The 26,200-nt window shown below is 71.3% G+C and carries 22 protein-coding genes; 20 read left to right on the forward strand and 2 right to left on the reverse strand.

Annotated features, from left to right (window positions below):
• Positions 1-16: 16 nt before the first annotated feature.
• From ACIQM3_RS12165 to ACIQM3_RS12175, 3 genes are all read left to right on the forward strand, one after another.
• Positions 17-1,348 carry a nitrate/nitrite transporter gene (locus ACIQM3_RS12165; RefSeq protein WP_401622615.1) on the forward strand — a complete coding sequence of 444 codons (1,332 nt, stop codon included), beginning with the start codon at positions 17-19 and terminating at the stop codon, positions 1,346-1,348.
• A 131-nt stretch (positions 1,349-1,479) separates the two neighbouring features.
• Positions 1,480-2,625: a uroporphyrinogen-III synthase gene (locus ACIQM3_RS12170; RefSeq protein ID WP_401622618.1), complete on the forward strand. Its 1,146-nt coding sequence runs from the start codon at positions 1,480-1,482 to the stop codon at positions 2,623-2,625.
• Positions 2,626-2,645: 20 nt separating this feature from the next.
• Entirely contained in the window at positions 2,646-3,209 is a 564-nt protein-coding gene (locus ACIQM3_RS12175) for a GNAT family N-acetyltransferase (protein ID WP_401622621.1), read from the forward strand.
• Here the strand turns inward: ACIQM3_RS12175 and ACIQM3_RS12180 are convergent.
• A complete protein-coding gene (locus ACIQM3_RS12180; RefSeq protein ID WP_401622624.1) occupies positions 3,142-3,747 on the reverse strand; it encodes a GNAT family N-acetyltransferase in 606 nt (201 codons plus the stop codon). The genes ACIQM3_RS12175 and ACIQM3_RS12180 overlap by 68 nt on opposite strands.
• Positions 3,748-3,854: 107 nt before the next feature.
• Between ACIQM3_RS12180 and ACIQM3_RS12185 the strand changes: the two genes are divergently transcribed.
• The 6 genes from ACIQM3_RS12185 to ACIQM3_RS12210 all read left to right on the forward strand — a co-directional run bounded on the left by ACIQM3_RS12185 (position 3,855) and on the right by ACIQM3_RS12210 (position 11,005).
• The gene (locus tag ACIQM3_RS12185) at positions 3,855-4,442 is read left to right on the forward strand and encodes a CGNR zinc finger domain-containing protein (protein WP_401622627.1); all 588 of its coding nucleotides are present in this window, start codon (positions 3,855-3,857) and stop codon (positions 4,440-4,442) included.
• A 121-nt stretch (positions 4,443-4,563) separates the two neighbouring features.
• The gene (locus ACIQM3_RS12190) at positions 4,564-5,151 is read left to right on the forward strand and encodes a sigma-70 family RNA polymerase sigma factor (RefSeq protein WP_401622630.1); all 588 of its coding nucleotides are present in this window, start codon (positions 4,564-4,566) and stop codon (positions 5,149-5,151) included.
• Positions 5,148-6,008, forward strand: a complete 861-nt coding sequence (locus ACIQM3_RS12195) for an anti-sigma factor family protein (RefSeq protein WP_401622633.1) — start codon at positions 5,148-5,150, stop codon at positions 6,006-6,008. The genes ACIQM3_RS12190 and ACIQM3_RS12195 overlap by 4 nt, the downstream gene beginning before the upstream one ends.
• A 103-nt stretch (positions 6,009-6,111) precedes the next feature.
• Positions 6,112-8,481: a HelD family protein gene (locus ACIQM3_RS12200; protein ID WP_401622636.1), complete on the forward strand. Its 2,370-nt coding sequence runs from the start codon at positions 6,112-6,114 to the stop codon at positions 8,479-8,481.
• A gap of 406 nt (positions 8,482-8,887) precedes the next feature.
• A complete protein-coding gene (locus tag ACIQM3_RS12205; protein WP_401622639.1) occupies positions 8,888-10,321 on the forward strand; it encodes an NAD-dependent malic enzyme in 1,434 nt (477 codons plus the stop codon).
• 402 nt (positions 10,322-10,723) lie between these two features.
• Positions 10,724-11,005 carry an HU family DNA-binding protein gene (locus ACIQM3_RS12210; protein WP_003968811.1) on the forward strand — a complete coding sequence of 94 codons (282 nt, stop codon included), beginning with the start codon at positions 10,724-10,726 and terminating at the stop codon, positions 11,003-11,005.
• A gap of 349 nt (positions 11,006-11,354) precedes the next feature.
• On the opposite strand, the gene murA is transcribed toward ACIQM3_RS12210, so the two are convergent.
• Positions 11,355-12,695: a UDP-N-acetylglucosamine 1-carboxyvinyltransferase gene (murA, locus tag ACIQM3_RS12215; RefSeq protein ID WP_329037820.1), complete on the reverse strand. Its 1,341-nt coding sequence runs from the start codon at positions 12,693-12,695 to the stop codon at positions 11,355-11,357.
• A 297-nt stretch (positions 12,696-12,992) separates the two neighbouring features.
• Between murA and ACIQM3_RS12220 the strand changes: the two genes are divergently transcribed.
• The 11 genes from ACIQM3_RS12220 to ACIQM3_RS12270 all read left to right on the forward strand — a co-directional run bounded on the left by ACIQM3_RS12220 (position 12,993) and on the right by ACIQM3_RS12270 (position 26,158).
• Positions 12,993-13,565 (forward strand): YqgE/AlgH family protein, encoded by a 573-nt coding sequence (locus ACIQM3_RS12220; protein WP_401622642.1) that lies wholly within the window; start codon positions 12,993-12,995, stop codon positions 13,563-13,565.
• Positions 13,566-13,595: 30 nt separating this feature from the next.
• On the forward strand, positions 13,596-13,898 hold the full coding sequence (locus ACIQM3_RS12225; RefSeq protein ID WP_042837321.1) for a DUF3039 domain-containing protein: 303 nt from the start codon (positions 13,596-13,598) through the stop codon (positions 13,896-13,898).
• A gap of 294 nt (positions 13,899-14,192) precedes the next feature.
• Entirely contained in the window at positions 14,193-15,497 is a 1,305-nt protein-coding gene (locus tag ACIQM3_RS12230) for an extracellular solute-binding protein (protein ID WP_401622645.1), read from the forward strand.
• A 2-nt stretch (positions 15,498-15,499) separates the two neighbouring features.
• Positions 15,500-16,471, forward strand: coding sequence for a carbohydrate ABC transporter permease (locus ACIQM3_RS12235; protein WP_401622648.1), 972 nt, complete (start codon positions 15,500-15,502; stop codon positions 16,469-16,471).
• The gene (locus tag ACIQM3_RS12240; protein ID WP_401622650.1) at positions 16,468-17,316 is read left to right on the forward strand and encodes a carbohydrate ABC transporter permease; all 849 of its coding nucleotides are present in this window, start codon (positions 16,468-16,470) and stop codon (positions 17,314-17,316) included. The genes ACIQM3_RS12235 and ACIQM3_RS12240 overlap by 4 nt, the downstream gene beginning before the upstream one ends.
• A 3-nt stretch (positions 17,317-17,319) precedes the next feature.
• The gene (locus ACIQM3_RS12245; protein ID WP_401622653.1) at positions 17,320-18,957 is read left to right on the forward strand and encodes a beta-N-acetylhexosaminidase; all 1,638 of its coding nucleotides are present in this window, start codon (positions 17,320-17,322) and stop codon (positions 18,955-18,957) included.
• Between the two features lie 249 nt (positions 18,958-19,206).
• Positions 19,207-20,103 carry an FAD binding domain-containing protein gene (locus ACIQM3_RS12250; RefSeq protein WP_401622656.1) on the forward strand — a complete coding sequence of 299 codons (897 nt, stop codon included), beginning with the start codon at positions 19,207-19,209 and terminating at the stop codon, positions 20,101-20,103.
• Positions 20,100-21,617, forward strand: coding sequence for a 2Fe-2S iron-sulfur cluster-binding protein (locus ACIQM3_RS12255; protein WP_401622659.1), 1,518 nt, complete (start codon positions 20,100-20,102; stop codon positions 21,615-21,617). Before ACIQM3_RS12250 ends, ACIQM3_RS12255 begins: the two co-directional genes overlap by 4 nt.
• Before the next feature lie 79 nt (positions 21,618-21,696).
• Positions 21,697-24,030 carry a xanthine dehydrogenase family protein molybdopterin-binding subunit gene (locus tag ACIQM3_RS12260; protein WP_401622662.1) on the forward strand — a complete coding sequence of 778 codons (2,334 nt, stop codon included), beginning with the start codon at positions 21,697-21,699 and terminating at the stop codon, positions 24,028-24,030.
• A 114-nt stretch (positions 24,031-24,144) separates the two neighbouring features.
• Complete coding sequence (locus tag ACIQM3_RS12265) at positions 24,145-24,651, forward strand: hypothetical protein (RefSeq protein WP_401622664.1); 507 nt, start codon at positions 24,145-24,147, stop codon at positions 24,649-24,651.
• 91 nt (positions 24,652-24,742) lie between these two features.
• Positions 24,743-26,158 (forward strand): translation initiation factor IF-2, encoded by a 1,416-nt coding sequence (locus tag ACIQM3_RS12270; protein ID WP_401622667.1) that lies wholly within the window; start codon positions 24,743-24,745, stop codon positions 26,156-26,158.
• Positions 26,159-26,200 lie beyond the last annotated feature (42 nt).

The following is a 26,200-nucleotide window of genomic DNA, read 5'->3' on the forward strand; positions in this document are numbered from 1 at the left end:
CCTGTGGAGGCGCGTGATGGCCGGTCGTTGGATCGAGCAGTGGGAGCCGGAGGACGAGACCTTCTGGCGAGAGACGGGCGAGAAGGTCGCCCGGAGGAACCTGTGGTTCTCCGTGCTCTCCGAGCACATCGGGTTCTCGATCTGGTCCCTGTGGTCCGTCATGGTCCTGTTCATGGGGCCGGAGTACGGCATCGACCCGGCCGGGAAGTTCTTCCTGATCTCCACGGCCACCCTGGTCGGCGCCATCGTCCGGGTGCCGTACACCTTCGCGGTCGCGCTGTTCGGCGGGCGCAACTGGACCGTCTTCAGCGCACTGACGCTCCTGGTGCCGACCCTCGCCGCCTTCTGGGTGATGGAGCCCGGCACCTCGTACACCACGTTCCTCGTGGTCGCCGCGCTCACCGGCATCGGGGGCGGCAACTTCGCCTCGTCGATGACGAACATCAACGCCTTCTTCCCGCTGCGCAAGAAGGGCTGGGCGCTCGGCCTCAACGCGGGCGGCGGCAACATCGGCGTCCCGGTCGTCCAGCTCATCGGTCTGCTGGTGATCGGTACGGCGGGCGCCACGCACCCGCGGATCGTGCTCGGGGTGTACGTCCCGCTGATCGTCGTCGCCGCACTCGGCGCGGCGTTCCGGATGGACAACCTGCGTCCCGTACAGAACGACACCGGGGCGGCGCTCCAGGCCGTACGCGAGCCGCACACCTGGATCATGTCGGTGCTCTACATCGGCACCTTCGGCTCGTTCATCGGCTACAGCTTCGCCTTCGGACTCGTCCTGCAGACCCAGTTCGGCCGTACTCCGCTGCAGGCCGCCTCGCTCACCTTCATCGGCCCGCTGCTCGGGTCCCTGATCCGGCCCGCGGGCGGCTGGCTCGCCGACCGGTACGGCGGCGCCAGGATCACCCTGTGGAACTTCGCGGCCATGGCCGCGGCCACCGGTGTCGTCGTCTACGCCTCCGGCATCGAGTCGCTGACGGTGTTCCTCGTCGGCTTCATCGCGCTGTTCGTGCTGACGGGCCTCGGCAACGGCTCCACGTTCAAGATGATCCCGGGCATCTTCCACGCGCAGGGCATCGCCAAGGGACTCCGGGGCGAGGAGGCCGCCGCGTACGGACGGCGGCTCTCCGGGGCCGCCATGGGACTCATCGGGGCGGTCGGCGCCCTGGGCGGCCTCGCGATCAACCTCGCGTTCCGTCAGTCGTTCGCCACCTCGGGCGCCGGAACGGCCGCGTTCTGGTGCTTCCTCGGCTTCTACGCCGTCTGCTTCACCCTCACGTGGGCGGTATACCTTCGGCGTAACGAAGCGGTGGCCGCGAAGCCCCAGCTCAGCTATGCCGAGGTGTGAGGATGACCACAGCGCGTCGCAGGACGTAACGGGCGGGAAATACAGGAGAACCGAGACTGTCACGCAGGGTTGACAGTCTCGGTCCTCCGCATCATCGAGCAACAGCGGGACGAGAGCCGGGTAATCACGCCATGCACGACGACGACGCACAGCACGGGCCCCTGGCGGGCTTCACGGTCGGGGTGACCGCAGCCCGTCGCGCGGAGGAGCTGGGGACGCTCCTCACGCGCAGGGGCGCCGCGGTCCTGCACGCGCCCGCACTGCGGATCGTGCCGCTCGCGGACGACAGCGAACTCCTGGCCGCCACCAAGGAACTGGTCGACAACGCGCCCGACGTCGTGATCGCGACCACGGCCATCGGCTTCAGGGGCTGGGTGGAGGCCGCCGACGGCTGGGGCATCGGTGACGAGCTCCTCGAACTGCTGCGCGGTATCGAGCTGCTGGCCCGTGGTCCCAAGGTCAAGGGCGCCATCCGGGCTGCCGGGCTCACCGAGGCGTGGTCGCCGCAGTCCGAGTCGATGGCCGAGGTGCTGGACCGGCTGCTGGGCGAAGGCGTCTCGGGCCGACGGGTCGCCCTCCAGCTGCACGGTGAACCGCTGCCCGGCTTCGTCGAGTCGCTCCGTGCGGCGGGCGCCGAAGTCGTCGGTGTGCCCGTCTACCGGTGGATGCCCCCGGAGGACATCGCCCCGCTCGACCGCATGCTCGACGTCACCGTCGCCCGCGGCCTGGACGCCCTCACCTTCACCAGCGCCCCCGCCGCCGCGTCCTACCTGAACCGGGCGGAGACCCGCGGGATGCTCCCGGAGGTGCTGGACGCCCTGAGCCACGACGTCGTCACCGCCTGCGTCGGACCGGTCACGGCCCTGCCCCTGCAGGCCAAGGGCATCGACACCGTCCAGCCCGAGCGCTTCCGGCTGGGGCCGCTCGTCCAGGTGCTCTGCGCCCAGCTTCCCGCCCGGGCCCGCGCGCTCCCCGTCGCCGGCCACCACGTCGAGATCCGGGGGCACGCCGTGCTGGTCGACGGGGCCCTGCGCCCGGTGCCACCGGCCGGCATGGCCCTCCTGCACACCCTGGCCCGCAAGCCGGGCTGGGTGGTCTCCCGCGCCGACCTGCTGCGGGCGCTGCCCGGCAGTGGCAGCGACGAGCACGCGGTGGAGACGGCGATGGCCCGGCTGCGTACGGCGCTGGGGGCGCCGCGGCTGATCCAGACGGTCGTCAAACGCGGCTACCGGCTGGCGCTGGACCCCTCGGCGGACACCAAGTACGACGCTTCCTGACGGGCCGCTACGGTGCGGGGATGATCAATGACGTCCATTCCCTGACCGACGGTGTCCGGCTGAGGCCTGTGACCCTCGACGACGCCGCGTCGTTCGCCGAGACCCTGACCCGCAGTCGCGCGTACATGCGGCGCTGGGATCCCGTGCGCCCCGAGGTCTACTACACGCCCGAGGGCCAGCTCCGGCGGCTGACCGCGCTGCTGGCGGACCGGGACACGGGGCGCGCGATGCCCTGGGCGCTGGCCGACGACGAGGACCGGGTCGTGGGGGCGATGACGCTCGCCGCCATGGAAGGCGGGGCCTTCCGCAACGCCCGGCTCGGCTACTGGATCGACGTCGACCGGGCGGGCCGGGGCCTGGCCACGGCCGCCGTCACCCGGGTCTGCGAGCTTGCACGGGACGGGCTCGGCCTGCACCGGGTCGAGGCCGGGACGGTCCTGGACAACGCGGCCTCGCAGCGGGTGCTGGTGAAGTGCGGGTTCGAGCTCTACGGCACGGCGCCGCGCTACCTCCACATCAACGGGGAGTGGCAGGACCACCGGATGTTCCAGCGCATCCTGCACGACGGCCCGCCGCAGCGCTGAACGGTGCCTCCCGGGAGTGCCGGTGGCCGCCCAGGGGATAGCGCGGAGGCCGGGCGGGGACGAGTTCGGCCAGCGGGAAGCCGGACTTCCCGGCGACCCGGCAGGACGCCTCGTTGCCGACCGCGTGGAACAGGTCCAGGTGCCGGAGCCCGTCCTCCGCGAACGTGGCGAACGCCCAGTCGGTGAGCGCCCCGAGAGCGCGCGGGGCCACGCCCCGGCCGCGCGCCGGCGCCGTCGTCCAATAGCCGGCCTGGGCGCTCTCCGCCCCGGGACCCGGACGGTTCAGCGCGAGGTTGCCGACGAGTTCCCCCTGACCGGCCGTGTCGGTCACCGCGAAGCTGAACCGCCTGCCGGACGCCCACCCCTCCTCCTGGACCGTCATCCAGCGTTCCGCCTCCCGGGCGTCGGGGACCTGGGTCCGCAGCCACCGCCGCATCGCCGGATCGTCGTACGCCGCGAGCAGCGCCGGTATGTCGTCCCGCCGCCAGGGGCGCAGAAGCAGGGTGCCGGCCCTCAGCGTGACCGTGGCGTCGTCCATGCGGACACGGTACGGCGGTGTCCGGAGGGGTTCCGGGCCGGGCCGGATACGGGCACTCTGGGGGTGACCCTCCCCCCACAGGTGACCCCCGAGGCGGTGACAGGCTCATGGCGGCGGGCACGGGCGCGTACGACCGGCGGTTCGACTCGGGGCGTGTCTGTCTGGACCTGGTGGCGACGGGGCCGGCCTCCGGCGCGTGCGAGCGGCTCGACTGCCCGGCGCGTCTCGCCGAGTGGCTGGTGGCCTCGGGGCTGGTCCCGTGCGGGACGCCACTGGCGGCGGTCGACGCGACCTGGGTGGCGCGCTTTTGGCAGTTGCGTACGGGAATCGACCGGCTGATGACGGCTCAGCTGACCGGCGGGAGGGCCGACAGCGCCCTGGAGCGGGTCAACGCGCTGGCAGCGGGCGCCCCGCCGGGGCTGCGGGCCGTACGGGGCCGGGGCGGGGCCCTCGTACGGGCGCCGATCGCGGACCCGGGGTGCGGGGAACTGCTCGCCGCGGTGGCCCGGGACGCCGTCGACCTGCTGACGGACCCGGTCGCGCGGGATGGGCTGCGCCGGTGCGAGGGCGATGCCTGCCGACGGCTCTATCTGGACACGTCGCGGGGGCGGCGCCGCCGCTGGTGCTCCAGCGAGGTCTGCGGCAACCGGGAGCGGGTGGCCCGTCACCGGCGCCGGGTGAGGGCTGTGACGTGAGGTCGTGAATGGCACCGAATGCTCGCTTCCGAAAGAAAGTTGACCGGCTTCTGAATGAACCGGCGCCCGCATCCGTACCGATGGCCACAGAGCTCGACAGGGTCTCGACCGGGAGGTTCGGGTGCGCAAGGATGCGGCCGTGGCCGATGACCGTCCGCACAGGGCTCGACATCGCAGTGCACCGCCCCGCCCTCCCTCCGACGTCCCCGACGAGGAGTTGATGCGGGCGGTCTACCGCGAACACGCCGGCCCGCTGCTGGCCTACGTCCTCCGTCTCGTCGCGGGTGACCGCCAGCGGGCCGAGGACGTGGTGCAGGAGACGCTCATCCGTGCCTGGAAGAACGCCGGTTCGCTCAACCGGGCCACCGGCTCCGTCCGCCCCTGGCTGGTGACGGTCGCCCGGCGCATCGTCATCGACGGCCACCGCAGCCGGCAGGCCCGGCCCCGCGAGGTCGATCCGTCGCCGCTGGAGGTCATCCCCGCGGAGGACGAGATCGACAAGGCGCTGTGGCTGATGACGCTCTCGGACGCGCTCGACGATTTGACCCCGGCCCACCGGGAAGCATTGGTCGAGACCTACTTCAGGGGCCGTACGGTCAACGAGGCCGCGGAGGTGCTCGGCATCCCCAGCGGGACCGTGCGGTCCCGGGTGTTCTACGCACTGCGTTCCATGAAGCTGGCACTGGAGGAGAGGGGGATCACGGCATGAGCGACCAGGAATGGCAGCCCTTCGGGCCCCGGCGCCCCTCGGGCCACTCCGGTCCTCCGGACGACCCCTTCGCGCCTCCCGCGCCGGGCCCGGGGCACGACGCCGCCGGCGCCTACGCGCTGGGCATCCTGGACGACGCCGAGGCGAGTGCCTTCGAGGCCCATCTGGCCGGCTGTGCGCCGTGCGCAGCCCAGCTCGACGAGTTCGCCGGGATGGAGCCCATGCTGGCGATGCTCGCGGAGTCGCCGGCCGCCGTCCCGGGCGCGCGCCCGGTGCCGCACGTCCCGGAGCCCCCCGCGCCCCGGGTGCTGGCCGGGCTCGTCGACGAGGTCGCGCGGAAGCGCTCGCAGGCGCGGCGCCGCGCCCGGTATCTGATCGCCGCGGCGGCCGTCCTCGTGATCGGTGGCCCGGTGGTCGCGGTCACCGCCACGGCAGGCGAGGACTCGGGCCGGCAGGTCGAGGCGGCCGATCCGCATCCCACGAGCCCCGCCGAGGACGCCTTCTTCCACCACATGCCGGAGAAGCTGACGGCGACCGACCCCGCCACCCGGGTCGACGCCACGGTCGGCATGGAGCCCAAGGCCTGGGGCACGCACACGGTCCTGGAGCTCAAGAACGTCGAAGGCCCGCAGAAATGCAGCCTGGTCGCCGTGTCCAGGACCGGCGACGAGGAGGTCGTCACCTCCTGGTCCGTACCGAAATGGGGATACGGGATCGAGGATTCCTCCCACCCGGACGCGCGCCACCCGCTGTACGTGCACGGGGGCACGGCGATGGCGCGCGCGGACATCGACCATTTCGAGGTCCGCACCTTCGACGGCGAGCGGCTGGTGGAGATCGACGCGGCCCCGGCCTGACCCGGACGAAAGACCCGAAACGCCATCCGGGTGGCAGGTGCGCTCGGGGCCTCCTTTCGCGTACGGTTGACGGCTGCCCGATGCACGTCAGAAGGGGGCCTCGGTGGCCGCGCAGGATGCCGCTGTCGATTCGTTGCGGGACCGGGAAATCGGTGTCGAACAAGAACATCTGGACCGGGTCTACCGCCGTCTCGAAGAGAAGATCGACGAGGCGGAATTTCTCATGCAGGACGCCAGTAAACGGGGCCAGGTAGGCACCCCCGGGGCACTCGCCGAAAGGGACGCACAGGTCTTCCGTGCCGGCGTCCATCTGAACCGGCTGAACAGCGAGTTCGAGGACTTCCTCTTCGGGCGGATCGATCTGCTGCGCGGCAAGGACGGTGAACGCGGCCCGGACGGCGCCTTCACCTCCGTGGAGGCGGCGGACGACGCCGTGGGGGAGGACAGCACGGCCGAGATCGCGGAGACCCTGCACATCGGCCGCATAGGAGTGCTCGACTCCGACTACGCACCGCTGGTGATCGACTGGCGGGCGCCGGCCGCCGCGCCGTTCTACCGTTCGACGCCGAAGGACCCGGGCCGGGTCGTACGCCGCCGGGTCATCCGCTCCAAGGGCCGCAGGGTCCTCGGGGTGGAGGACGACCTGATGCGTCCGGAGCTGACCGCACGGCTGAAGGGCGACGAGCTGCCCGTCATCGGCGACGGCGCCCTGATGGCCGCGCTGGGCCAGGCCCGCAGCCACACGATGCGGGACATCGTCTCGTCGATCCAGGCCGAGCAGGACCTGGTGATCCGTGCCCCCGCCGCCTCCGTCACCGAGGTCTCGGGCGGCCCCGGCACCGGCAAGACGGCGGTTGCCCTGCACCGGGCCGCGTACCTCCTCTACCAGGACCGGCGCCGGTACGCGGGCGGCATCCTCGTCGTCTCGCCGACCCCGCTCCTGGTCGCGTACACCGAAGGGGTCCTGCCCTCGCTCGGCGAGGAGGGCCAGGTCGCGATCCGCGCGGTCGGGTCGCTGTCCGACGAGGCCGCGGGCGTGGAGGGCGCGACCACGTACGACGAGCCCGCCGTCGCCCGGATCAAGGGCTCGTCCCGGATGCTCCACGTGGTGCGCAAGGCGGCCCGCGGGGCGCTGGAGCAGCCCGCGCCACGGCCCGCCCCCCAGGAGGGCCAGCTGGAATTCGGGGAGGCCCCCGCCGAGGCGGGGACGCCTACCCGGCTGCGGGTGGTGGCCTTCGGCGCGCGCGTCGAGCTGGAGGCCGACGAGCTCCGGCGGATCCGGCACAACGTCCTCGGCGGTACGGCGCCGGTCAACCTGCTGCGCCCGCGCGCCCGCAAGCTGCTCCTGGACGCCCTGTGGAACAAGTCCTCCGGCCGGGGCCGCTACACCGACCCCGAGCTGGTCGCGGAGCTGCGCTCCTCGTTCGACGAGGACGTGTCCACCGAGACGCCGTTCCTCACCTTCCTGAACGCCTGGTGGCCGGAGCTCACCCCTCGCCAGGTGCTGGCCGCGATGTCCGACGAGCGGCGGCTGAGCAGATGGGCGCGCCGGATCCTCAACCAGGGCGAGGTGCGCCGCCTGGCCCGTTCGCTGAAGCGGCTGGACGAGGACGGCAAGGGCCCGCTCTCCGTCCACGACGTGGCGCTCCTGGACGAGCTGCAGACCCTCCTGGGCACCCCGGCCCGCCCGAAGAGGCAGCGGGAGGCGGACCCGCTGGACCAGCTCACGGGTCTGGAGGAGCTGATGCCGCAGCGCGAGGAGACGCAGCGCGAGCGGGCCGAGCGGCTGGCGGCGGAGCGTACCGAGTACGCCCACGTCATCGTCGACGAGGCGCAGGACCTGACGCCGATGCAGTGGCGGATGGTCGGGCGCCGCGGCCGGCACGCGACCTGGACGATCGTCGGTGACGCGGCGCAGTCCTCATGGTCGGACCCGGACGAGGCGTCCGCCGCCCGTGACGAGGCGCTCGGCAACCGTCCGCGGCGCCGGTTCACCCTCACCGTGAACTATCGCAACCCGGCGGAGATCGCCGAGCTCGCGGCCAAGGTGCTGGCGCTGGCCATGCCGGGGATGGAGTCCCCGGTGGCGGTCCGCTCGACGGGCGTCGAGCCGCGCTTCGAAGCGGTGCGGGACGGGGACCTCGCCTCGACCGTCCGCGAGGAGGCCCGCAGGCTGCTCGGTGAGGTGGACGGCACCGTGGGTGTGGTCGTCGCGATGAGCCGCCGCGCCGAGGCCCGTGCCTGGCTGGCGGAGCTCGGCGAGCGTGTCGTGGCGCTGGGAAGCCTGGAGGCGAAGGGCCTGGAGTACGACGCCACGGTGGTCGTCTCGCCCGCGGAGATCGCCGACGAGTCGCCGGCCGGACTGCGGGTGCTGTACGTGGCACTCACCCGTGCGACGCAGCAGCTCACCGTGGTTTCCGGGGAGCGCGACATGCCGGACGAGGACGGGGTCCCGGACCTGCTGAGGGACTGAGGGAGGGGTGGCGGGCACCTGCGTGCGGAGTGCTTCTCGGAGTCAACACGTCGCACGGGAATCACTTTTCCGGGGTGTTTGTTAGCCTGGTGTCGGCACCGGCTCGATCCAAGCCCCCGGGCCCAACCTTAGTCGCTACGAGCGACCACTTGCCGCGAGGCGAGCATGGCGGGCCGGTGTCACCTGACTCGAAGAAGACAGACCCGCGTCACCTGTTGGTGGCGCGGGTCTGTTTCTTTTTACGGGTTACGCATCCCGACTACTTCTCGTATGGTGGAAGAAACTTTCCGAAAGGTGGCAGTCATTACCTGCTACCGGTCGGTAGGTGCGACGATCGGAACGCACGTGCGGGGCTGAGCCCCGTCCGCGTGCGGCAACGAAGCTCAGGAAAGCGAAGGACTCGGCCATGGCAACGGCGCCCAGCGTCTCGTACTCGATGACGGTCAGGCTGGAGGTGCCCGCGAGCGGCACAGCGGTCTCCCAGCTCACCACGGCCGTGGAGTCCTCCGGAGGCTCGGTCACCGGCCTCGACGTGACCGCCTCCGGCCACGAGAAGCTGCGGATCGACGTCACGATCGCGGCCTCCTCCACCTCGCACGCGGACGAGATCGTCGAAGGTCTGCGCGACATCGAGGGCGTCATCCTCGGCAAGGTCTCCGACCGTACGTTCCTGATGCACCTCGGCGGCAAGATCGAGATGGCGTCCAAGCACCCCATCCGCAACCGTGACGACCTCTCGATGATCTACACCCCCGGTGTGGCGCGGGTCTGCATGGCGATCGCCGAGAACCCCGAGGACGCCCGCCGCCTCACCATCAAGCGCAACTCCGTCGCGGTGGTCACGGACGGCTCCGCGGTGCTCGGCCTGGGCAACATCGGCCCGATGGCGTCGCTCCCGGTGATGGAGGGCAAGGCGGCCCTCTTCAAGCGCTTCGCCGGCATCGACGCCTGGCCGATCTGCCTGGACACGCAGGACACCGACGAGATCGTCGCGATCGTCAAGGCGATCGCCCCCGGCTTCGCGGGCATCAACCTGGAGGACATCTCCGCCCCCCGCTGCTTCGAGATCGAGGCACGGCTGCGCGAGGCCCTGGACATCCCCGTCTTCCACGACGACCAGCACGGCACCGCGATCGTCGTCCTGGCCGCGCTGACCAACGCGCTCCGCGTGGTGGGCAAGTCGATCGGTGACGTACGCGTCGTCATGTCCGGCGCCGGCGCGGCCGGTACGGCCATCCTGAAGCTGCTCATCGCGGCCGGGGTCAAGCACACGGTCGTCGCCGACATCCACGGTGTGGTGCACGCGGGCCGCGAGGACCTGGTGGACGCCACCCCGGACTCGCCGCTGCGCTGGATCGCCGACAACACCAACCCCGAGGGTGTCACCGGCACCCTCAAGCAGGCTGTCGTCGGCTCCGACGTCTTCATCGGCGTCTCCGCCCCGAACGTCCTGGACGGCGCCGACGTCGCCGCCATGGCGGAGGGTGCGATCGTGTTCGCGCTCGCGAACCCGGACCCCGAGGTCGACCCGGCAATCGCTCGCGAGACGGCGGCCGTTGTCGCCACCGGGCGCTCCGACTTCCCGAACCAGATCAACAACGTGCTGGTCTTCCCGGGCGTCTTCCGCGGTCTGCTGGACGCTCAGTCCCGCACCGTCAACACGGAGATGATGCTCGCCGCGGCGCGCGCCCTCGCGGACGTGGTCGCGGAGGACGAGGTGAACGCGAACTACATCATCCCCTCGGTCTTCAACGACAAGGTCGCGGGCGCCGTCGCCGGCGCCGTCCGGGAGGCCGCGAAAGCGGCCGGCGTCGCCGAGGCGGCGTCCGACCCCGCCTAGGGTCTTTCCCCCTGACGGCCCTGCCACACGCCGTCCGCGGGGGTCGGCCACGACTCCTGCGGACGGTGCCGTAGCTCACGTCCGGGCGGCCCGTACGGCGCGTCGCGGGTCGCGGCGTCCCAAACGCCCCTTTAGGGTGGGCGGGCAGCGAGCCCCACAGGCCCGGCATCCGCTGCGGACCGCTCCAACAAGTCGACGGAACGTCATCACAGGCAATCGGTGGTGCTTTTCGTGTGACGACGAGGGGTTCCGGATTGGCGTTAGCGCCGCAGGTGGGGGCAGGATGCGTATTCGGGCGCGAGGGTCTGACATCAGACCCGGGTCCGGGGACTGTCAGAGGGCCCTGGCAGCATCGGCTTCGATCTCACGCCTCACAGGCAAGAAGAACACGGGAGTACAAACATGAACCGCAGTGAGCTGGTGGCCGCCCTGGCCGACCGTGCCGAGGTGACCCGCAAGGACGCCGACGCCGTTCTGGCCGCCCTCGCCGAGACCGTCGGCGAGATCGTCGCCAAGGGCGACGAGAAGGTCACCATCCCCGGCTTCCTGACCTTCGAGCGCACCCACCGTGCCGCTCGCACCGCTCGTAACCCGCAGACCGGCGACCCGATCAACATCCCGGCCGGCTACAGCGTGAAGGTCTCCGCGGGCTCCAAGCTCAAGGAAGCCGCCAAGGGCAAGTAAGGCCCCAAGGCATCAATGAAGGGCGGCCGTCCTGAACGGGGCGGCCGCCCTTCGGCATGTCCGCGGCCGTGTCCGGGGGTCTTCATCCCGCCGCACACCGCCCGTGCGGGCGCTGTGAGGCGGTCTGCGGCGCCCCGGCACCCCCTGACGACCCCGGGGAGGGCAGGGCGCCCCGTTCGGCTCTGTACGGCCGTTCTGCGGCGCCTGGACCGATGCCCGGCGCCCGGACGACGGAAAAGTCCGCCGCCCCGGTCCCTCGCGGGGCCGGGGCGGCGGACTGTGGTGCGCGGGTGCGCAATGCTGTGTGCGGCAGCACTGTGCGTACGCCGGAGCGCGCCGGCGCGGAGCGTCAGACGAGCGAGCCGCCGGGAAGCTCGACCTTCGCGCCGAGCTTCTCGAGCTTGTCCATGAAGTTCTCGTAGCCGCGGTTGATCAGGTCGATCCCGTGCACCCGGGACGTGCCCTGTGCCGCCAGGGCGGCGATCAGGTACGAGAAACCGCCGCGCAGGTCGGGGATGACCAGATCCGCGCCCTGGAGCTTCGTGGGCCCGGACACGACCGCCGAGTGCAGGAAGTTCCGCTGCCCGAAGCGGCAGTCGGAGCCCCCGAGGCACTCGCGGTAGAGCTGGATGTGCGCGCCCATCTGGTTGAGCGCCGAGGTGAAGCCGAGCCGGGACTCGTAGACCGTCTCGTGGACGATCGACAGGCCGGCGGCCTGCGTCAGGGCCACCACGAGCGGCTGCTGCCAGTCGGTCTGGAAGCCGGGGTGCACGTCCGTCTCCAGGGCGATGGCGTTCAGCGCGCCGCCCGGGTGCCAGAAGCGGATGCCCTCGTCGTCGATCTCGAAGGCACCTCCGACACGCCGGAAGGTGTTGAGGAAGGTCATCATCGAGCGCTGCTGGGCGCCGCGCACGTAGATGTTGCCCTCGGTCGCCAGCGCCGCGGACGCCCAGGAGGCGGCCTCCAGGCGGTCCGGGATCGCCCGGTGGGTGTAACCGTCGAGCCTGTCGACACCCGTGATCCGGATGGTCCGGTCGGTGTCCATGGAGATGATCGCGCCCATCTTCTGCAGTACGCAGATGAGGTCCTCGATCTCCGGCTCGACGGCCGCGTTGGACAGCTCGGTGACGCCCTCGGCGAGGACGGCGGTCAGCAGCACCTGTTCGGTGGAGCCCACCGACGGGTACGGCAGCCGGATCTTCGTGCCACGCAGCCGCTGCGGGGCCTCCAGGTACTGGCCGTCGGCCCGCTTCTCGATGACCGCGCCGAACTGGCGGAGCACCTCGAAGTGGAAGTCGATCGGCCGGCCGCCGATGTCGCAGCCGCCGAGGCCCGGGATGAACGCGTGGCCCAGACGGTGCAGCAGGGGGCCGCAGAAGAGGATCGGGATGCGCGACGAGCCCGCGTGGGCATCGATGTCGGCGACGTTCGCGCTCTCGACGTGCGACGGGTCGAGGATGAGTTCGCCCGGCTCGTCGCCGGGGCGGACGGTTACGCCGTGCAGCTGCAGCAGCCCCCGGACCACCCGCACATCGCGGATGTCGGGCACGTTGCGGAGCCGGCTGGGCCCGCTGCCGAGCAGCGCGGCGACCATTGCCTTCGGCACCAGGTTCTTGGCGCCTCGGACGCGGATCTCGCCCTCCAGCGGGGTGCCGCCGTGGACAAGCAGGACATCGTCTGTGCCGGTCATGTATCTCGCGTTCCGGAGTGGTCGGGCAGGGGGCCATCAAAAGGGTAATGGGCTCCCGCCCTCCTTCCGTAAGGCGCCGGGGGGCGTACGAACGTCATGAATCCGCCACAACACGTTCTGCTCTCCGTTCCTTGCGGAGGGTCACCGTATGTACGGCCCGTCCGGCAGCCCCCCGAACGTGCGCTCCCCGTGCGCCCGTGCGGCATCCGTGCGCCCTGAGCTGCGGAGGGGCGCGGTCCGGGGGCTGTCGCGCCACTTGGTCCCCGCGGAGGGCCGAGATGCGGGATCATCTGTGCCATGACGGAGGTGTCCTCGCTCACAGGACGGCTGCTCGTGGCCGCACCCGCCCTGGCGGACCCGAATTTCGACCGTGCGGTGGTGTTGCTCCTCGACCACGACGAGGAGGGCTCGCTGGGTGTGGTCCTGAACCGTCCGACCCCGGTCGGAGTCGCGGACATCCTCGCGTCCTGGGCCGGCCTGACCGGCGAGCCGGACGTGGTCTTCCAGGGTGGTCCGGTGTCGCTCGACTCCGCCCTCGGTGTGGCGGTGATCCCGGGGGACGAGGGGCTTTCCCCGGCCCCCATCGGCTGGCGCCGGGTGCACGGGGCGATCTGCCTGGTGGACCTGGACGCGCCGCCGGAGCTGCTGGCGGCGGCGCTCGGTTCGCTGCGGATCTTCGCCGGTTACGCGGGCTGGGGGCCGGGGCAGCTGGAGACGGAGCTGACGGACGGCGCCTGGTACGTGGTGGAGTCGGAGCCCGGCGACGTCTCCTCGCCACGCCCGGAGAACCTCTGGCGTGCGGTTCTGCGGCGGCAGCGCAGTGAACTGGCGATGATCGCGACGTATCCGGACGACCCTTCGCTGAACTGATGCGCGGAGCTTTCAGTACGCTTGGCAGTTATGAGCACTCTTGAGCCCGAGCGCGGGGCAGGTACGGGGACCCTCGTGGAGCCGACGCCGCAGGTGTCGAACGGCGACGGTGACCACGAGCGCTACGCCCATTACGTCCAGAAGGACAAGATCATGGCGAGCGCCCTGGAGGGCACTCCCGTGGTGGCGCTGTGCGGGAAGGTCTGGGTTCCCGGACGCGACCCGAAGAAGTATCCGGTCTGTCCCATGTGCAAGGAGATCTACGAGTCCATGGGCGCCGGCGGCGACAAGGACAAGGGCAAGGGCGGCAAGGACAACAGCGGCAAGAAGTAGCCCACCCCGCTCTTGTCGCCCCTTAGCTCTTTTATCTCTTTCCGGACCCTGACCACGGCCCCCGGGGCGCGCGGAGACGCGCGCCCCGGGGGCCGTTCGCATGCCGGGGAGCCCCTGTGCGTGCGTCCCCGGCACGGCGGGAGAGCGGGCCCGCGTTGCACGGGCTGCACCGCGAGGTCACAGAGTGGTTGAGACCACTTGTCGGCGTGCTGGGGCGCCCTTAGTCTCCTGCGAGTTGTGCAGAACGAAACGCACGTTGCATAGAATGCAACGATTGACCGGTAGGGGTCCCGGATGAAGCTTTCTGCCCGAATCGCCGCTCCGGCCACGGCACTTGTGCTGGCCGGCCTCACTGTCACCGCCTGCGCGCCGGGGACCTCCGACACCGGCGCCGAGGGCGACAAGAAGTCCGGGACGCTCCGCGTCTGGCTCTTCCAGGAGGTCGGCAACAAGCCCAAGGAGAAGGTCGTCGACGCCGCCGTCGCCGACTTCGAGAAGTCCCACGAAGGGGCCGAGGTCGAGGTCGAGTACATACCCGTCGACACCCGCGCCCAGCGCATCAAGGCCGCCTTCAACGACCCGAAGAGCGCCCCCGACCTCATCGAGTACGGCAACACCGACACCGCCGGATATGTGAAGGACGGCGGACTGGCCGACGTCAGCAAGGAGTTCACCGCCTGGGACGAGGCCAAGGACACCGACCCCACGGCCAAGCAGTCCGTGACGGTGAACGGCCAGGTCTACGGGGCCCCGCTCTTCGTCGGCGTACGGGCGCTGTACTACCGCACCGATGTCTTCGAGGAGCTCGGCATGAAGCCCCCGAAGTCCCAGGACGAGCTGATCTCCACCGCCAGGAAGATCCACCAGGAGAAGCCGGACCTGTACGGCCTCGCGGTCGGCGGTGCGTACACCTACGGCGCGATGCCCTTCATCTGGGCCCAGGGCGGCGAGCTGGCCGAGGAGACCGGGGTGACCTACCGGTCCGCCATCAACAGTGCGAAGGCCCGGAAGGGCATCGAGGCCTACACCTCGCTGTTCGGCGACGACAACTGCCCTGCGGCCAAGTGCGCGGCCATGGGCGGCAACGCGACCGTGACCGCCTTCGCGTCCGGCAAGGCGGCCATGGCGATCGGCGGCGACTTCAGCCACGCCGCGGTCGAGGCGGGCAGCGTGAAGGGCAAGTACGCCGTCGTGCCGCTCCCCGGCGTGAAGAAGGACTCGATCGCCCCGGCGTTCGCCGGAGGCAACAACATCGGCGTGCTCAAGAGCAGTTCGCACCGCACCCTCGCGGTCGACCTGATGAAGTCCCTGACCGGAAAGAAGACACAGGCGAAGATGTTCGACGCCATGGGCTTCCTGCCGACGTACACGGACGTGCTGGACACCGCCGCGGAGAAGGAGCCCTTCGTCGGCCCCTTCGTCAACACGCTCGGTGCGGGCGCGAAGTTCGTCCCGGCCTCCCCGGCCTGGGGCCAGATCGACGCCTCGCTGGTCCTGCCGACCATGTTCCAGGAGATCGTCAGCGGCCGTAAGGACGTGGCCGCCGCCTCGGACGACGCGGCCAAGAAGATGGACGCGGCGTTCGCCGAAGCGGGCTGACGATGACCGCCGACACCGCACCGCACAAGGTCCCCTCCGTGTCCGGGGCGAGCGGGGCGCCGGCCCGCACGCCCCGGCGCCGCCCGGCGTCACCGGCGCGGCGCTCCGGCTGGACCCCCTGGCTCTATCTGCTCCCGGCACTCGTCCTGCTCGGCGGGCTCCTCGTCTACCCGATCTACCAGCTGGGCCTGATCTCCTTCCTGGAGTACACCCAGGCCCAGGTCAGCGGGGGTGAACCGACCACCTTCCAGGGGTTCGGCAACTACGCCACGCTCTTCGGCGACAGCCAGTTCTGGCAGGTGCTCCTCGCGACCGTGGTCTTCGCCGCGGCCTGCGTGCTCGCCACCCTGTTCGTCGGCTGCGCCCTGGCCGTCCTGCTGACCAGGATCCGCGCCCTGCCCCGGCTCGCGCTCATGATGGCCGCGCTGGGCGCCTGGGCCACGCCGGCCATCACCGGCTCGACCGTCTGGGTCTTCCTCTTCGACCCGGACTTCGGCCCGGTCAACAAGGTGCTGGGGCTCGGCGACTTCTCCTGGACGTACGGGCGCTACAGCGCCTTCGCGCTGGTGCTCCTGGAAGTGCTCTGGTGCTCGTTCCCGTTCGTGATGGTGACCGTGTACGCGGGCATCCGCGCGATCCCCACCGAAGTGCTGGAGGCGGCCTCGCTGGACGGCGCCTCGCAGTGGCGGATCTGGCGGTCGGTCATGGCCCCGATGCTGCGGCCGATCCTCATCGTCGTCACCATCCAGTCGGTCATCTGGGACTTCAAGGTCTTCACCCAGATCTACGTCATGACCAACGGCGGCGGCATCGCCGGCCAGAACCTGGTGCTCAACGTGTACGCGTACCAGAAGGCGTTCGCGTCCTCGCAGTACAGCCTCGGATCGGCGATCGGAGTCGTGATGCTGGTGATCCTGCTGGCTGTGACGCTGGTCTATCTGCGCCTGGTGCGGCGCCAGGGGGAGGAACTGTGAGCGCACGAACGCTGCTGCGCGTCCGCCGGCCCGGAAGGCTCGCGGCGGAGGCCGCGGCCCTCGTCATCGCCGTCGTGGTCGCCTTCCCGCTGTACTGGATGGTGCTCTCCGCCTTCAAGCCGGCGGGCGAGATCCAGTCCACCGAGGCCCGCCCCTGGACCCTGGCCCCGTCCCTCGACTCGTTCCGCCGGGTCTTCGAACAGCAGGAATTCGGCCGCTACTTCCTCAACAGCCTGATCGTCGCCGGCACGGTCGTCGTCGCTTCCGCGCTGATCGCCTTCCTCGCCGCGACGGCGGTGACCCGGTTCCGCTTCAAATTCCGCACCACGCTGCTCATCATGTTCCTCGTGGCGCAGATGGTGCCGGTCGAGGCGCTCACCATCCCGCTGTTCTTCCTGATGCGGGACTTCGGCCAGCTGAACACCCTGGGATCACTGATCCTGCCGCACCTGGCCTTCTCGCTGCCGTTCGCGATCTGGATGCTGCGCGGATTCGTCAAGGCCGTCCCGGACGCTCTGGAGGAGGCCGCCTACATCGACGGGGCGAGCCGCACCCGCTTCCTGTGGCAGATCCTCTTCCCGCTCGTCTTTCCCGGCCTCGTGGCGACCAGCGTCTTCTCGTTCATCTCGACCTGGAACGACTTCCTCTTCGCGAAATCGTTCATCATCAGCGACACCTCCCAGTCGACGCTTCCCATGGCGCTGCTGGTCTTCTTCAAACCCGACGAGAACGACTGGGGAGGGATCATGGCGGCCTCGACGGTGATGACCATTCCCGTACTGGTCTTCTTCGTCCTCGTACAGCGCCGCCTGGTCTCCGGACTCGGCGGAGCGGTGAAGGACTGACACATGGACAACCTGATTCCCGCGCCGGTGCGCACCGGCGGAGACGGCAGCGGCGCCTTCCTCCTCGACGCGGCCACGACCCTCACGGCCGGCCCCGGAACCGGGAGCACGGAACGCTGGCTGCGCACCACCCTCGGAGCCGCCTTCGGTCTGCCGCTGGCCCCGCGCACCCCCGCGGACCAGGCCGGCAACACCGTCGACCTGCGGATCGACGCCACCCTGGAACCCGAGGGCTACCGGCTGTCCGTGGCGCCCGCCAACGGCGTACGGATCACCGGCGGAAGTGCGGCCGGAGTGTTCTGGGGAGCGCAGACCCTCCGTCAGCTCCTCGGCCCCGAGGCGTTCCGCCGCGCGCCGGCCGACCCGGGCGCGCAGAGGAGCATCCCCTTCACGGAGATCGAGGACGGCCCCCGCTTCGGCTGGCGCGGCCTGATGCTCGACGTGGCACGGCACTTCATGCCCAAGGACGGCGTGCTGCGCATGCTCGATCTGCTGGCCGCCCACAAGCTGAACGTCTTCCACTTCCACCTCACCGACGACCAGGGCTGGCGCGTCGAGATCAAGCGCCACCCCCGGCTCACGGAAGCGGGCGCCTGGCGCGCACGCACCAAATACGGCCACCGCGCGTCCGAACTGTGGGACGAGACCCCGCACGGCGGCTTCTACACCCAGGACGACATCCGCGAAATCGTCGCGTACGCCGCCGAGAGGCATATCCGGGTGGTCCCCGAGATCGATATCCCGGGGCACTCGCAGGCAGCGATCAGCGCGTATCCGGAACTGGGCAACACCGATGTCATCGACACCTCCGCGCTTTCCGTGTGGGACACCTGGGGCGTCAATCCGAACGTACTCGCCCCCACTGACAACACCCTGCGCTTCTTCGAAGGGGTCTTCGAGGAACTGCTCGACCTCTTCCCCGCCGAGACCTCGCCCTTCATCCATGTCGGTGGCGACGAATGCCCCAAGGACCAGTGGAAGGCATCACCCGCGGCACAGGCCCGCATGACCGAGGCCGGCCTGGCCGACGAGGACGAGCTCCAGTCCTGGTTCATCCGCCACTTCGACGGCTGGCTCACGGCCAGGGGCCGCCGCCTCATCGGCTGGGACGAGATCCTGGAGGGCGGCCTCGCCGAGGGCGCCGCGGTGTCGTCCTGGCGGGGTTACGCGGGCGGGATCGCGGCCGCCGAGGCCGGGCACGACGTCGTGATGTGCCCCGAGCAGCAGGTGTACCTGGACCACCGTCAGGACGGCGGCCCCGACGAGCCGATGCCCATCGGCTTCGTCCGCACCCTGGAGGACGTCTACCGCTTCGAGCCCGTTCCCCCGGGTCTCTCCGAGGAGGCGGCCCGGCACATCATGGGCGCCCAGGCCAACGTCTGGACCGAGGTGATGCAGAACCGGGACCGTGTCGACTACCAGGTGTTCCCGAGGCTCGCCGCCTTCGCCGAGGTCGCCTGGTCGCGGCTCCCGGCCCCGGTCGAGCGGGACTTCGCCGACTTCGAACGCCGGATGAACACGCACTACGCACGGCTCGACGCCCTGGGTGTCGGCTACCGGCCTCCGGCCGGACCGCACCCGTGGCAACGCCGGCCCGGCGTCCTGGGTCGCCCGATCGAGGGACCGCCCCCGACCGTGTGACCGCCGCCCCACCCGACGGCCAGGGGAACCGAATAAGTCGTACGAACCCGCTGAAGAGCGTCAATTCGTGCGTCGGGCAGAAGGGCTGCCAAAAGTGACTTTTCCCCTGGTCGGGGATGGAAACACCCTTCGCGGACCCTCGCGTCGGACAGCCCGGAAGATGTGCCAGAGTTGCCACGTCCCGGCCGTGAGCACGTACCGTACGGCGGACAGGCGGGACTGCCGGGACACCGGGAAGGGGCAGCTGGGTTGACCACGCACGCACCGCAGGCGATGCAGTCGGTGACGCTCCCGGCCTCGCTCGACGAGGCCGTGGCGGCTCTCGGCGCCATGCCTGCCGCCGTCCCCGTCGCCGGGGGCACGGACCTCATGTCAGCCGTCAACAAGGGCCTCCTGCGGCCCTCGGGACTGGTCGGCCTCGGCCGGATCAGCGAGCTGCGAGGCTGGCACTACCAGGACGGCCACGCCCTCCTCGGCGCCGGGCTCACCCACGCGCGCATGGGGCGGCCCGACTTCGCCGCCCTCATCCCCGCGCTGGCCGCCTCCTCACGTGCCGCGGGCCCGCCCCAGATCCGTAACGCCGGGACGCTCGGCGGGAACATCGCCACCGCGGCGCCGACCGGCGACGCCCTGCCGGCCCTGGCCGCCCTGGAGGCCGATCTGGTCATCGCGGGCCCCGGGGGCTCCCGCCGTGAGATCCCCGTCTCGCACCTGCTGGCGGGCCGCGAGATGCTCGAGCCCGCCGAGCTGATCGGCTTCGTCCGCGTGCCCCTGCTGCACGCCCCCCAGGTCTTCCTCAAGGCGACCGGCCGCACCGGACCCGGCCGCGCCACCGCCTCCGTGGCGATCGTCCTGGACCCGGCACGGCGCGGGGTGCGCTGCGCCGTCGGCGCGATCGCCCCGATGCCCCTGCGGCCCCTGGAGGCCGAACGCTGGATCGCCTCCCTGATCGACTGGGACGGCGAACGCGGCCTGGCCCCCGACGCGCTGGCCGCCTTCGGCGAGTACGTCGCGGCGGCCTGCATCCCTGACCAGGCTCCACCGGACGACGGGGGAGAGGCACCTCCGCTGTCGCCCGCCGTCCTGCACCTGCGGCGCACGGTCGCCGCGCTCGCCCGACGCGCACTGGGGAGGGCACTGTCGTGAGCAATGAAGAGAACCCCGAGCAGCAGCACGGGCAGCCCGACCCGTACGCCGGCTGGCAGCCGACACCGCAGAGCGGGGAGTACGACGCGGAGGCGACCGCCTTCGTCCACCTGCCCCCGGAGGACCTCGCCGACCTCGGGAACGACCCCCTGGCCGCGCCCGGGCACGGCTACGTCCCGCCGATGATCCTGCCGCTGACCCCGGCCGCGGGTCTCGACCCCGCGGCGACCGGCAGCTGGGTCGTGCAGACGCAGAGCCAGCAGGAGCGGGCGGCCGACCACTCCCCGGGCACGGAGTCCGCCCCCGAGGCGGTGCACTGGCCCGACCCGAACCAGCAGCAGGACCCGTACCAGCAGCCGTACCCGGACACGTCGCAGTACGCGCAGACGTCATCCACGACGGCCCAGTGGAATTTCACCGAGACCGTCCCCGCGGAGCCCGAGCCCGAACCGGCTCCCGGGCCCGCCGGCCACACCGGCGAGTGGACGATCCCGGTGGCGAACGGCGACCTTCCGGAGGAGTCCGGCGAGTTCGCGTCGTCGGCGATGGCCTCCCAGTGGTACGCCGACCCGCCCCCGGCCACGCTGCCCGGCGGCGCGCCCGCGCCGTGGGCGACGCAGGAGCGCACGTCCGAGCCCGAGGCCGCCCCCGTGGAGGCCCCGCTCGGCCCCTCGGAGCCCGTGGAGGCCCCGGAGGGCGTGGAGACCGAGGAGGAGCCCCTCGCGGGCTCCGAGGCCGCCGTGGAGGTCGCAGGCGAGCCGGAAGAGCCCCTGGAGGCCCCTGCCCCCGCGACCGAAGCAGCCCCGGAGTCCGCGGCCGATGCACCCGGGACCGAGGCGGCCGAGGCCGGGCCCGGCCTCGAACCCACCCTCGAACACAGCCCCGTGCCCACCGAGGAGCCCGCCGACCCGCCCCCCCTGGCGGGCCCCAGCGAGCACCCTTCGGCCTCGTACGTCCTCCATGTGAACGGCGTGGACCGCCCCGTCAGCGACGCCTGGATCGGCGAATCGCTGCTGTACGTGCTCCGGGAGCGCCTCGGCCTCGCCGGCGCCAAGGACGGCTGCTCGCAGGGCGAGTGCGGTGCCTGCAACGTCCAGGTCGACGGCCGCCTCGTGGCCTCCTGTCTGGTCCCCGCCGCCACGACCGCGGGCAGCGAGGTCCGTACCGTCGAGGGACTCGCGGTGGACGGCGAACCGTCCGACGTCCAGCGGGCCCTGGCCGAGTGCGGGGCCGTCCAGTGCGGATTCTGCATCCCCGGGATGGCGATGACCGTCCACGACCTCCTGGAAGGCAACCACGCCCCCAGCGAGCTGGAGACCCGTCAAGCCCTGTGCGGCAACCTCTGCAGGTGTTCCGGTTACCGGGGCGTGCTCGACGCCGTACGCGAGGTCGTCGCCGGCCGGGAGGCGACCGCGGACGCGGCGGCGACCGCTCCGGACGACGCACCGCGCATCCCGCACCAGGCCGCCCCCGGCGCGGGCAGCGTCCAGGCACACGAGGGAGACGTCCGGTGAACACCGCGCCGTCTCCCGCACCACCGGTCATCCCCACCACCACCAGCCGCCGCAGCGGAGCGAACGACAAGGAGGCGGCGTGACCAGCGACGCAGCCACCGCGACCAGCACCACGCACACCACACCGCCGCCCGAGGGCCCCGACCCGGGCCAGGAGCCGCCGGCGCTCGGACTGGGCACCTCGCTGCCCCCCGCCGACGCCCGCGCCAAGACGGAGGGCACCTTCCCGTACGCGGCCGACCTGTGGGCCGAGGGGCTGCTGTGGGCCGCGGTGCTGCGTTCCCCGCACGCGCACGCGCGCATCGTCTCGATCGACACGGCGGCCGCCGCCGGCATGCCCGGGGTGCGCGCGGTCGTCACGCACGAGGACATCCCCGGGGACGGCTCGTACGGCCGCCGGGTCGTCGACCGTCCCGTGTTCGCCTCCGAGCTCGTACGCCACCACGGCGAGGCGATCGCCGCGGTCGCGGCGGACCACCCCGACACCGCCCGGCTGGCCGCCGCGGCGATCATTGTCGAGTACGAGGTCCTCGAACCGGTCACCGACCCCGAGAAGGCCTTCGCCGCCGAGCCCCTCCACCCCGACGGCAACCTCATCCGCCACATCCCGCTGCGTTACGGCGACCCGGACACCGTGGGCGAGGTCATCGTCGAGGGCCTGTACCGCATCGGCCGTCAGGACCCCGCCCCGATCGGCGCGGAGGCCGGCCTCGCCGTGCCCCGCCCCGACGGAGGCGTCGAGCTCTACACGGCCTCCACCGACCCGCACACCGACCGCGATCTGGCCGCCGCCTGCTTCGGCCTGGACCCCGAGCGGGTCAAGGTCGTCGTGACCGGTGTCCCCGGAGCGACCGGCGACCGGGAGGACCCCGGCTTCCAGATCCCCCTGGGCCTGCTCGCCCTGCGCACCGGATGTCCCGTCAAACTGGCCGCCACCCGCGAGGAGTCCTTCCTCGGGCACGCCCACCGTCACCCCACCCTGCTGCGCTACCGCCACCACGCGGACGCGGAGGGCCGACTGGTCAAGGTCGAGGCGCAGATCCTCCTCGACGCGGGCGCCTACGCCGACTCCTCGTCCGAGTCCCTGGCCGCCGCCGTGGCCTTCGCCTGCGGGCCGTACGTCGTCCCGCACGCCTTCATCGAGGGCTGGGCGGTCCGTACGAACAACCCGCCCTCCGGGCATGTGCGGGGCGAGGGCGCGATGCAGGTCTGCGCCGCGTACGAGGGCCAGATGGACAAGCTGGCGGCGAAGCTGGGCATCGACCCGGTCGAGCTCCGCCTGCGCAACGCCCTCTCCACGGGCGACATCCTGCCCACCAGTCAGACCGTGACCTGCCCCGCGCCCGTCGCCGAACTCCTCGGCGCGCTCCGTGACTTCCCGCTCCCGGCGCTCCCCAAGGACACGCCTGAGGACGACTGGCTGCTCCCGGGAGGCCCGGAGGGCGCAGGCGAACCCGGAGCCGTACGCAGAGGCGTCGGCTACGCCCTCGGCATGGTCCACATGCTCGGAGCCGAGGGTGCCGACGAGGTCTCCACGGCCACGGTGCGGGTCCATGACGGCGTCGCCACCGTCATCTGCGCGGCCGTCGAGACCGGCCAGGGCTTCACCACGCTCGCCCGCCAGATCGTCCAGGAGACCCTGGGCGTCGAAGAGGTCCACGTGGCGGCGGTGGACACCGACCAGCCCCCGGCCGGCCCGGCGACGCACGGTCGCCACACGTGGGTCTCGGGCGGCGCGATCGAACGCGCCGCCAAGATGGTCCGCACGCAGCTCCTCCAGCCGCTGGCCCACAAGTTCGGGATGTCCACGGAGCTCCTCCAGATCGCCGACGGCAAGATCACCTCGTACGACGGTGTGCTGTCCACGACGGTCACGGAGGCGATGGAGGGCAAGGAACTCTGGGCCACCGCCCAGTGCCGCCCCCACCCCACCGAGCCTCTGGACGAGTCCGGACAGGGCGACGCGTTCGTGGGGCTTGCCTTCTGCGCGGTCCGCGCGGTGGTCGACGTCGACATCGAACTCGGCTCGGTCCGGGTGGTCGAGATGGCGGTCGCCCAGGACGTCGGCCGGATCCTCAACCCGTCCCAGCTGGCGACCCGCATCGAGGCGGGCGTCACCCAGGGCATCGGCGCGGCCCTCACGGAGAACCTCCGCACCGCCCGCGGCCTGATCCGCCACCCGGACCTCACCGGTTACGCGCTCCCGACGTCCCTGGACGCGCCGGACATCCACATCGTCAAACTGGTCGAGGAACGCGACGTGGTGGCCCCCTTCGGCGCCAAGCCGGCATCTGCGGCCCCGGTGGTGACATCCCCTGCGGCGGTGGCCTCGGCGGTCCGCGCGGCGACGGGCCGTCCGGTCAACCGCCTCCCGATCCGGCCACAGGCGGCGGTGGCCGCACCCAAGGCGTAACGCTTCGGATGTGGTTACACACCGTACGCGCATCCAGGGGAGCGGTGTGTCACCGGTGCTGGTTACAGTGACCCGGAAGCTTTAGTGAGTCAGCTGTATCCGGGGGAGGGTGCTGTGTTGCCGAGTGAGGGTTCCGGAGCGGGCATGGTGGGCGTGCCGTTCATGGGTGTCACCACAGCGGCTGCCGCCGTCGGACTGGCCACCGAACTCACGTCTTTCAAGAAGTTCCGTAGTCGAATCGACGAGATACTGGTCGCGCTCAAGGAGTCACCGGCCGACGCGGCCCAGCTCGGACAGGACACGGTGAAGCGCGCCCAGTTCGGCGGGGGCGACAACCACTGGGCGGAAGCGGCAAGTCTGTTCGTGTCGTACCAGACGGTGATCACCGAGCTCGAAACGCTTTCGAAGACCCTTTCGGACTGCATAGAGGGCATGAGCATCGCGGTCCTGGCGTCGCACAACGGCTACGAGAACCTGGATATCGACATCCGGCGCCGCATGCTCGCGATCTCGGACGAGGCGAAGAAGCACTACGGCGGCGAGTACGACCCGACGGGGCAGCGAAACGGGCAGGCGACTCCGGACGTGCCCAAGCCGGAGCCGACCACCGGAGCGATCTGATGATGACGACGTGCACGAGAACGGCACGGCGGATGGACGGGGGCTAGGGATGGACCACGGGGAAGCAGGGCAGGGCACACCCTTCGACAGCATGACCCACGAGACCATGCTGGCCTGGCTGGACATGGCCAACAGTGGGGCGATCCAGGGTGCGTCGGACCGGCTGGTGAGCGCGGCGGAGGAGATCCGCAAGATCGCGGAGGAGATCAAGGTCCGCCCGCAGACCGTCGAGTGGAAGGGCGAGGGCGCGGACGCGTTCCGGACCTGGAGCGCGGATCTGGCGAACGCGACGCTGCGCCTCGGCGACTACAGCGAGGGCGCATCGAAGTGGCTGGCCCGGGCCTCCGACTCCCTCGCCTCGGCGCAGGTGGCCATCCCGCGTACGCACGCGGGGGCACAGGCGAACCTGGATGCGGCGCGGGCGGCGCGGAACGACCCGGATGCGTCGGCGGTGGCGCAGAAGTCGGCAGAGACGCTGATCGCCGCGAAGGAGGCGAACCGCCAGGAGGCTGCGGCGGAGATGCGCAAACTGGCGCAGTCGTACGCGTTGTCGGCTTCGCAGCTGGACGGCTTGGAGAAGCCGGCGTTTCCGCCGCCGCCGGGGGTGATCGTGCCGGAGCGAGCAGATGACTACGACGGCTCTGAGACGTGGGGCGCAGCGACTGGTGGCAGGGCAGCTGCTGAGGGCGAAGGCGCGGTTCGCAGGGTGACCACGCCCTCTGAGCCCTCGCAGGCAACGGGCTCCGGAAGCCAGGGCGCTCCGGACTCATCGGCGGTCCGCGTGCCGGCCGACCTGGGAACCCCGGTCAGCATGGAGGTCAACAGCACAGCGACTCTGCCGCAGTCATCGTCCACGCCTTCGGTGTCACAGCCGGGGCCCCCAGTGACGGGTAGGACGGACAGTGGTCTGCCTTCTGGGCTCACCGTGCCGCCCGCGTTCGGCGGAGGCTCACGGCCGGTTCCAGGTCCGTTCGGCAGCGCGAAGAACTCAGGGCTGAGTGTCCGCCCACCGTCGCTGCCCGGCCAGGGCGTGCCCGGTTCGGGCTCGGCAAGCCGCACGCCTCGTGATGCGGGCATCACCGGTGGCCGTCCGGTAGCCCAGCCCACCGGCCGCGGGCTTCCTGGCGGAACGGTGGTCGGCGGTGAGGGGACGCAAGGCCGAAGCCCCGTGGGGCATGGCGGGATGAGTGGCGGTGGCGCCGCTCGGAGCGGGGCCATGGGCGGTCGGCCACCGGCTGGGGGGAACAGCGGAGTCGTCGGTGGCCGGCCCCGGCAGGCGGGGCGTTCAGGTGAACGTCCCTTCACGCCTGGTGGCACCGGCCTTGTTCGGGGCAACGAAAACGGGCGTGCTGCTGGACAGGCGGCAGGTGGATTGCGGGCACCGTCAAGCCGTCGGCCTGGAGACGCCCGCCGCGATGAGGATGGTGAGCGTCCGGACTACTTGATCGAAGATGAAGAGACGTGGAAGCAGGGTGGACGTCGCGCAATGCCGCCCGTCATCGAATGATGGAACGACTCCGGACAGGGACGCGAATGCTTGCCAGCAGTG

Origin of the sequence: Streptomyces sp. NPDC091271 (assembly GCF_044757505.1) — a bacterium.
Lineage (GTDB): Bacteria > Actinomycetota > Actinomycetes > Streptomycetales > Streptomycetaceae > Streptomyces.

Coding starts and splice junctions, on each gene's coding strand:
- ACIQM3_RS12270 (WP_401622667.1), top strand. CDS start 24,743: ATGACCCACGAGACCATGCTGGCCTGGCTGGACATGGCCAACAGTGGG.
- ACIQM3_RS12230 (WP_401622645.1), top strand. CDS start 14,193: ATGAAGCTTTCTGCCCGAATCGCCGCTCCGGCCACGGCACTTGTGCTG.
- ACIQM3_RS12185 (WP_401622627.1), top strand. CDS start 3,855: ATGGCGGCGGGCACGGGCGCGTACGACCGGCGGTTCGACTCGGGGCGT.
- ACIQM3_RS12165 (WP_401622615.1), top strand. CDS start 17: ATGGCCGGTCGTTGGATCGAGCAGTGGGAGCCGGAGGACGAGACCTTC.
- ACIQM3_RS12245 (WP_401622653.1), top strand. CDS start 17,320: ATGGACAACCTGATTCCCGCGCCGGTGCGCACCGGCGGAGACGGCAGC.
- ACIQM3_RS12170 (WP_401622618.1), top strand. CDS start 1,480: ATGCACGACGACGACGCACAGCACGGGCCCCTGGCGGGCTTCACGGTC.
- murA (WP_329037820.1), bottom strand. CDS start 12,695: ATGACCGGCACAGACGATGTCCTGCTTGTCCACGGCGGCACCCCGCTG.
- ACIQM3_RS12210 (WP_003968811.1), top strand. CDS start 10,724: ATGAACCGCAGTGAGCTGGTGGCCGCCCTGGCCGACCGTGCCGAGGTG.
- ACIQM3_RS12205 (WP_401622639.1), top strand. CDS start 8,888: ATGGCAACGGCGCCCAGCGTCTCGTACTCGATGACGGTCAGGCTGGAG.
- ACIQM3_RS12180 (WP_401622624.1), bottom strand. CDS start 3,747: ATGGACGACGCCACGGTCACGCTGAGGGCCGGCACCCTGCTTCTGCGC.
- ACIQM3_RS12220 (WP_401622642.1), top strand. CDS start 12,993: ATGACGGAGGTGTCCTCGCTCACAGGACGGCTGCTCGTGGCCGCACCC.
- ACIQM3_RS12235 (WP_401622648.1), top strand. CDS start 15,500: ATGACCGCCGACACCGCACCGCACAAGGTCCCCTCCGTGTCCGGGGCG.
- ACIQM3_RS12225 (WP_042837321.1), top strand. CDS start 13,596: ATGAGCACTCTTGAGCCCGAGCGCGGGGCAGGTACGGGGACCCTCGTG.
- ACIQM3_RS12175 (WP_401622621.1), top strand. CDS start 2,646: ATGATCAATGACGTCCATTCCCTGACCGACGGTGTCCGGCTGAGGCCT.
- ACIQM3_RS12195 (WP_401622633.1), top strand. CDS start 5,148: ATGAGCGACCAGGAATGGCAGCCCTTCGGGCCCCGGCGCCCCTCGGGC.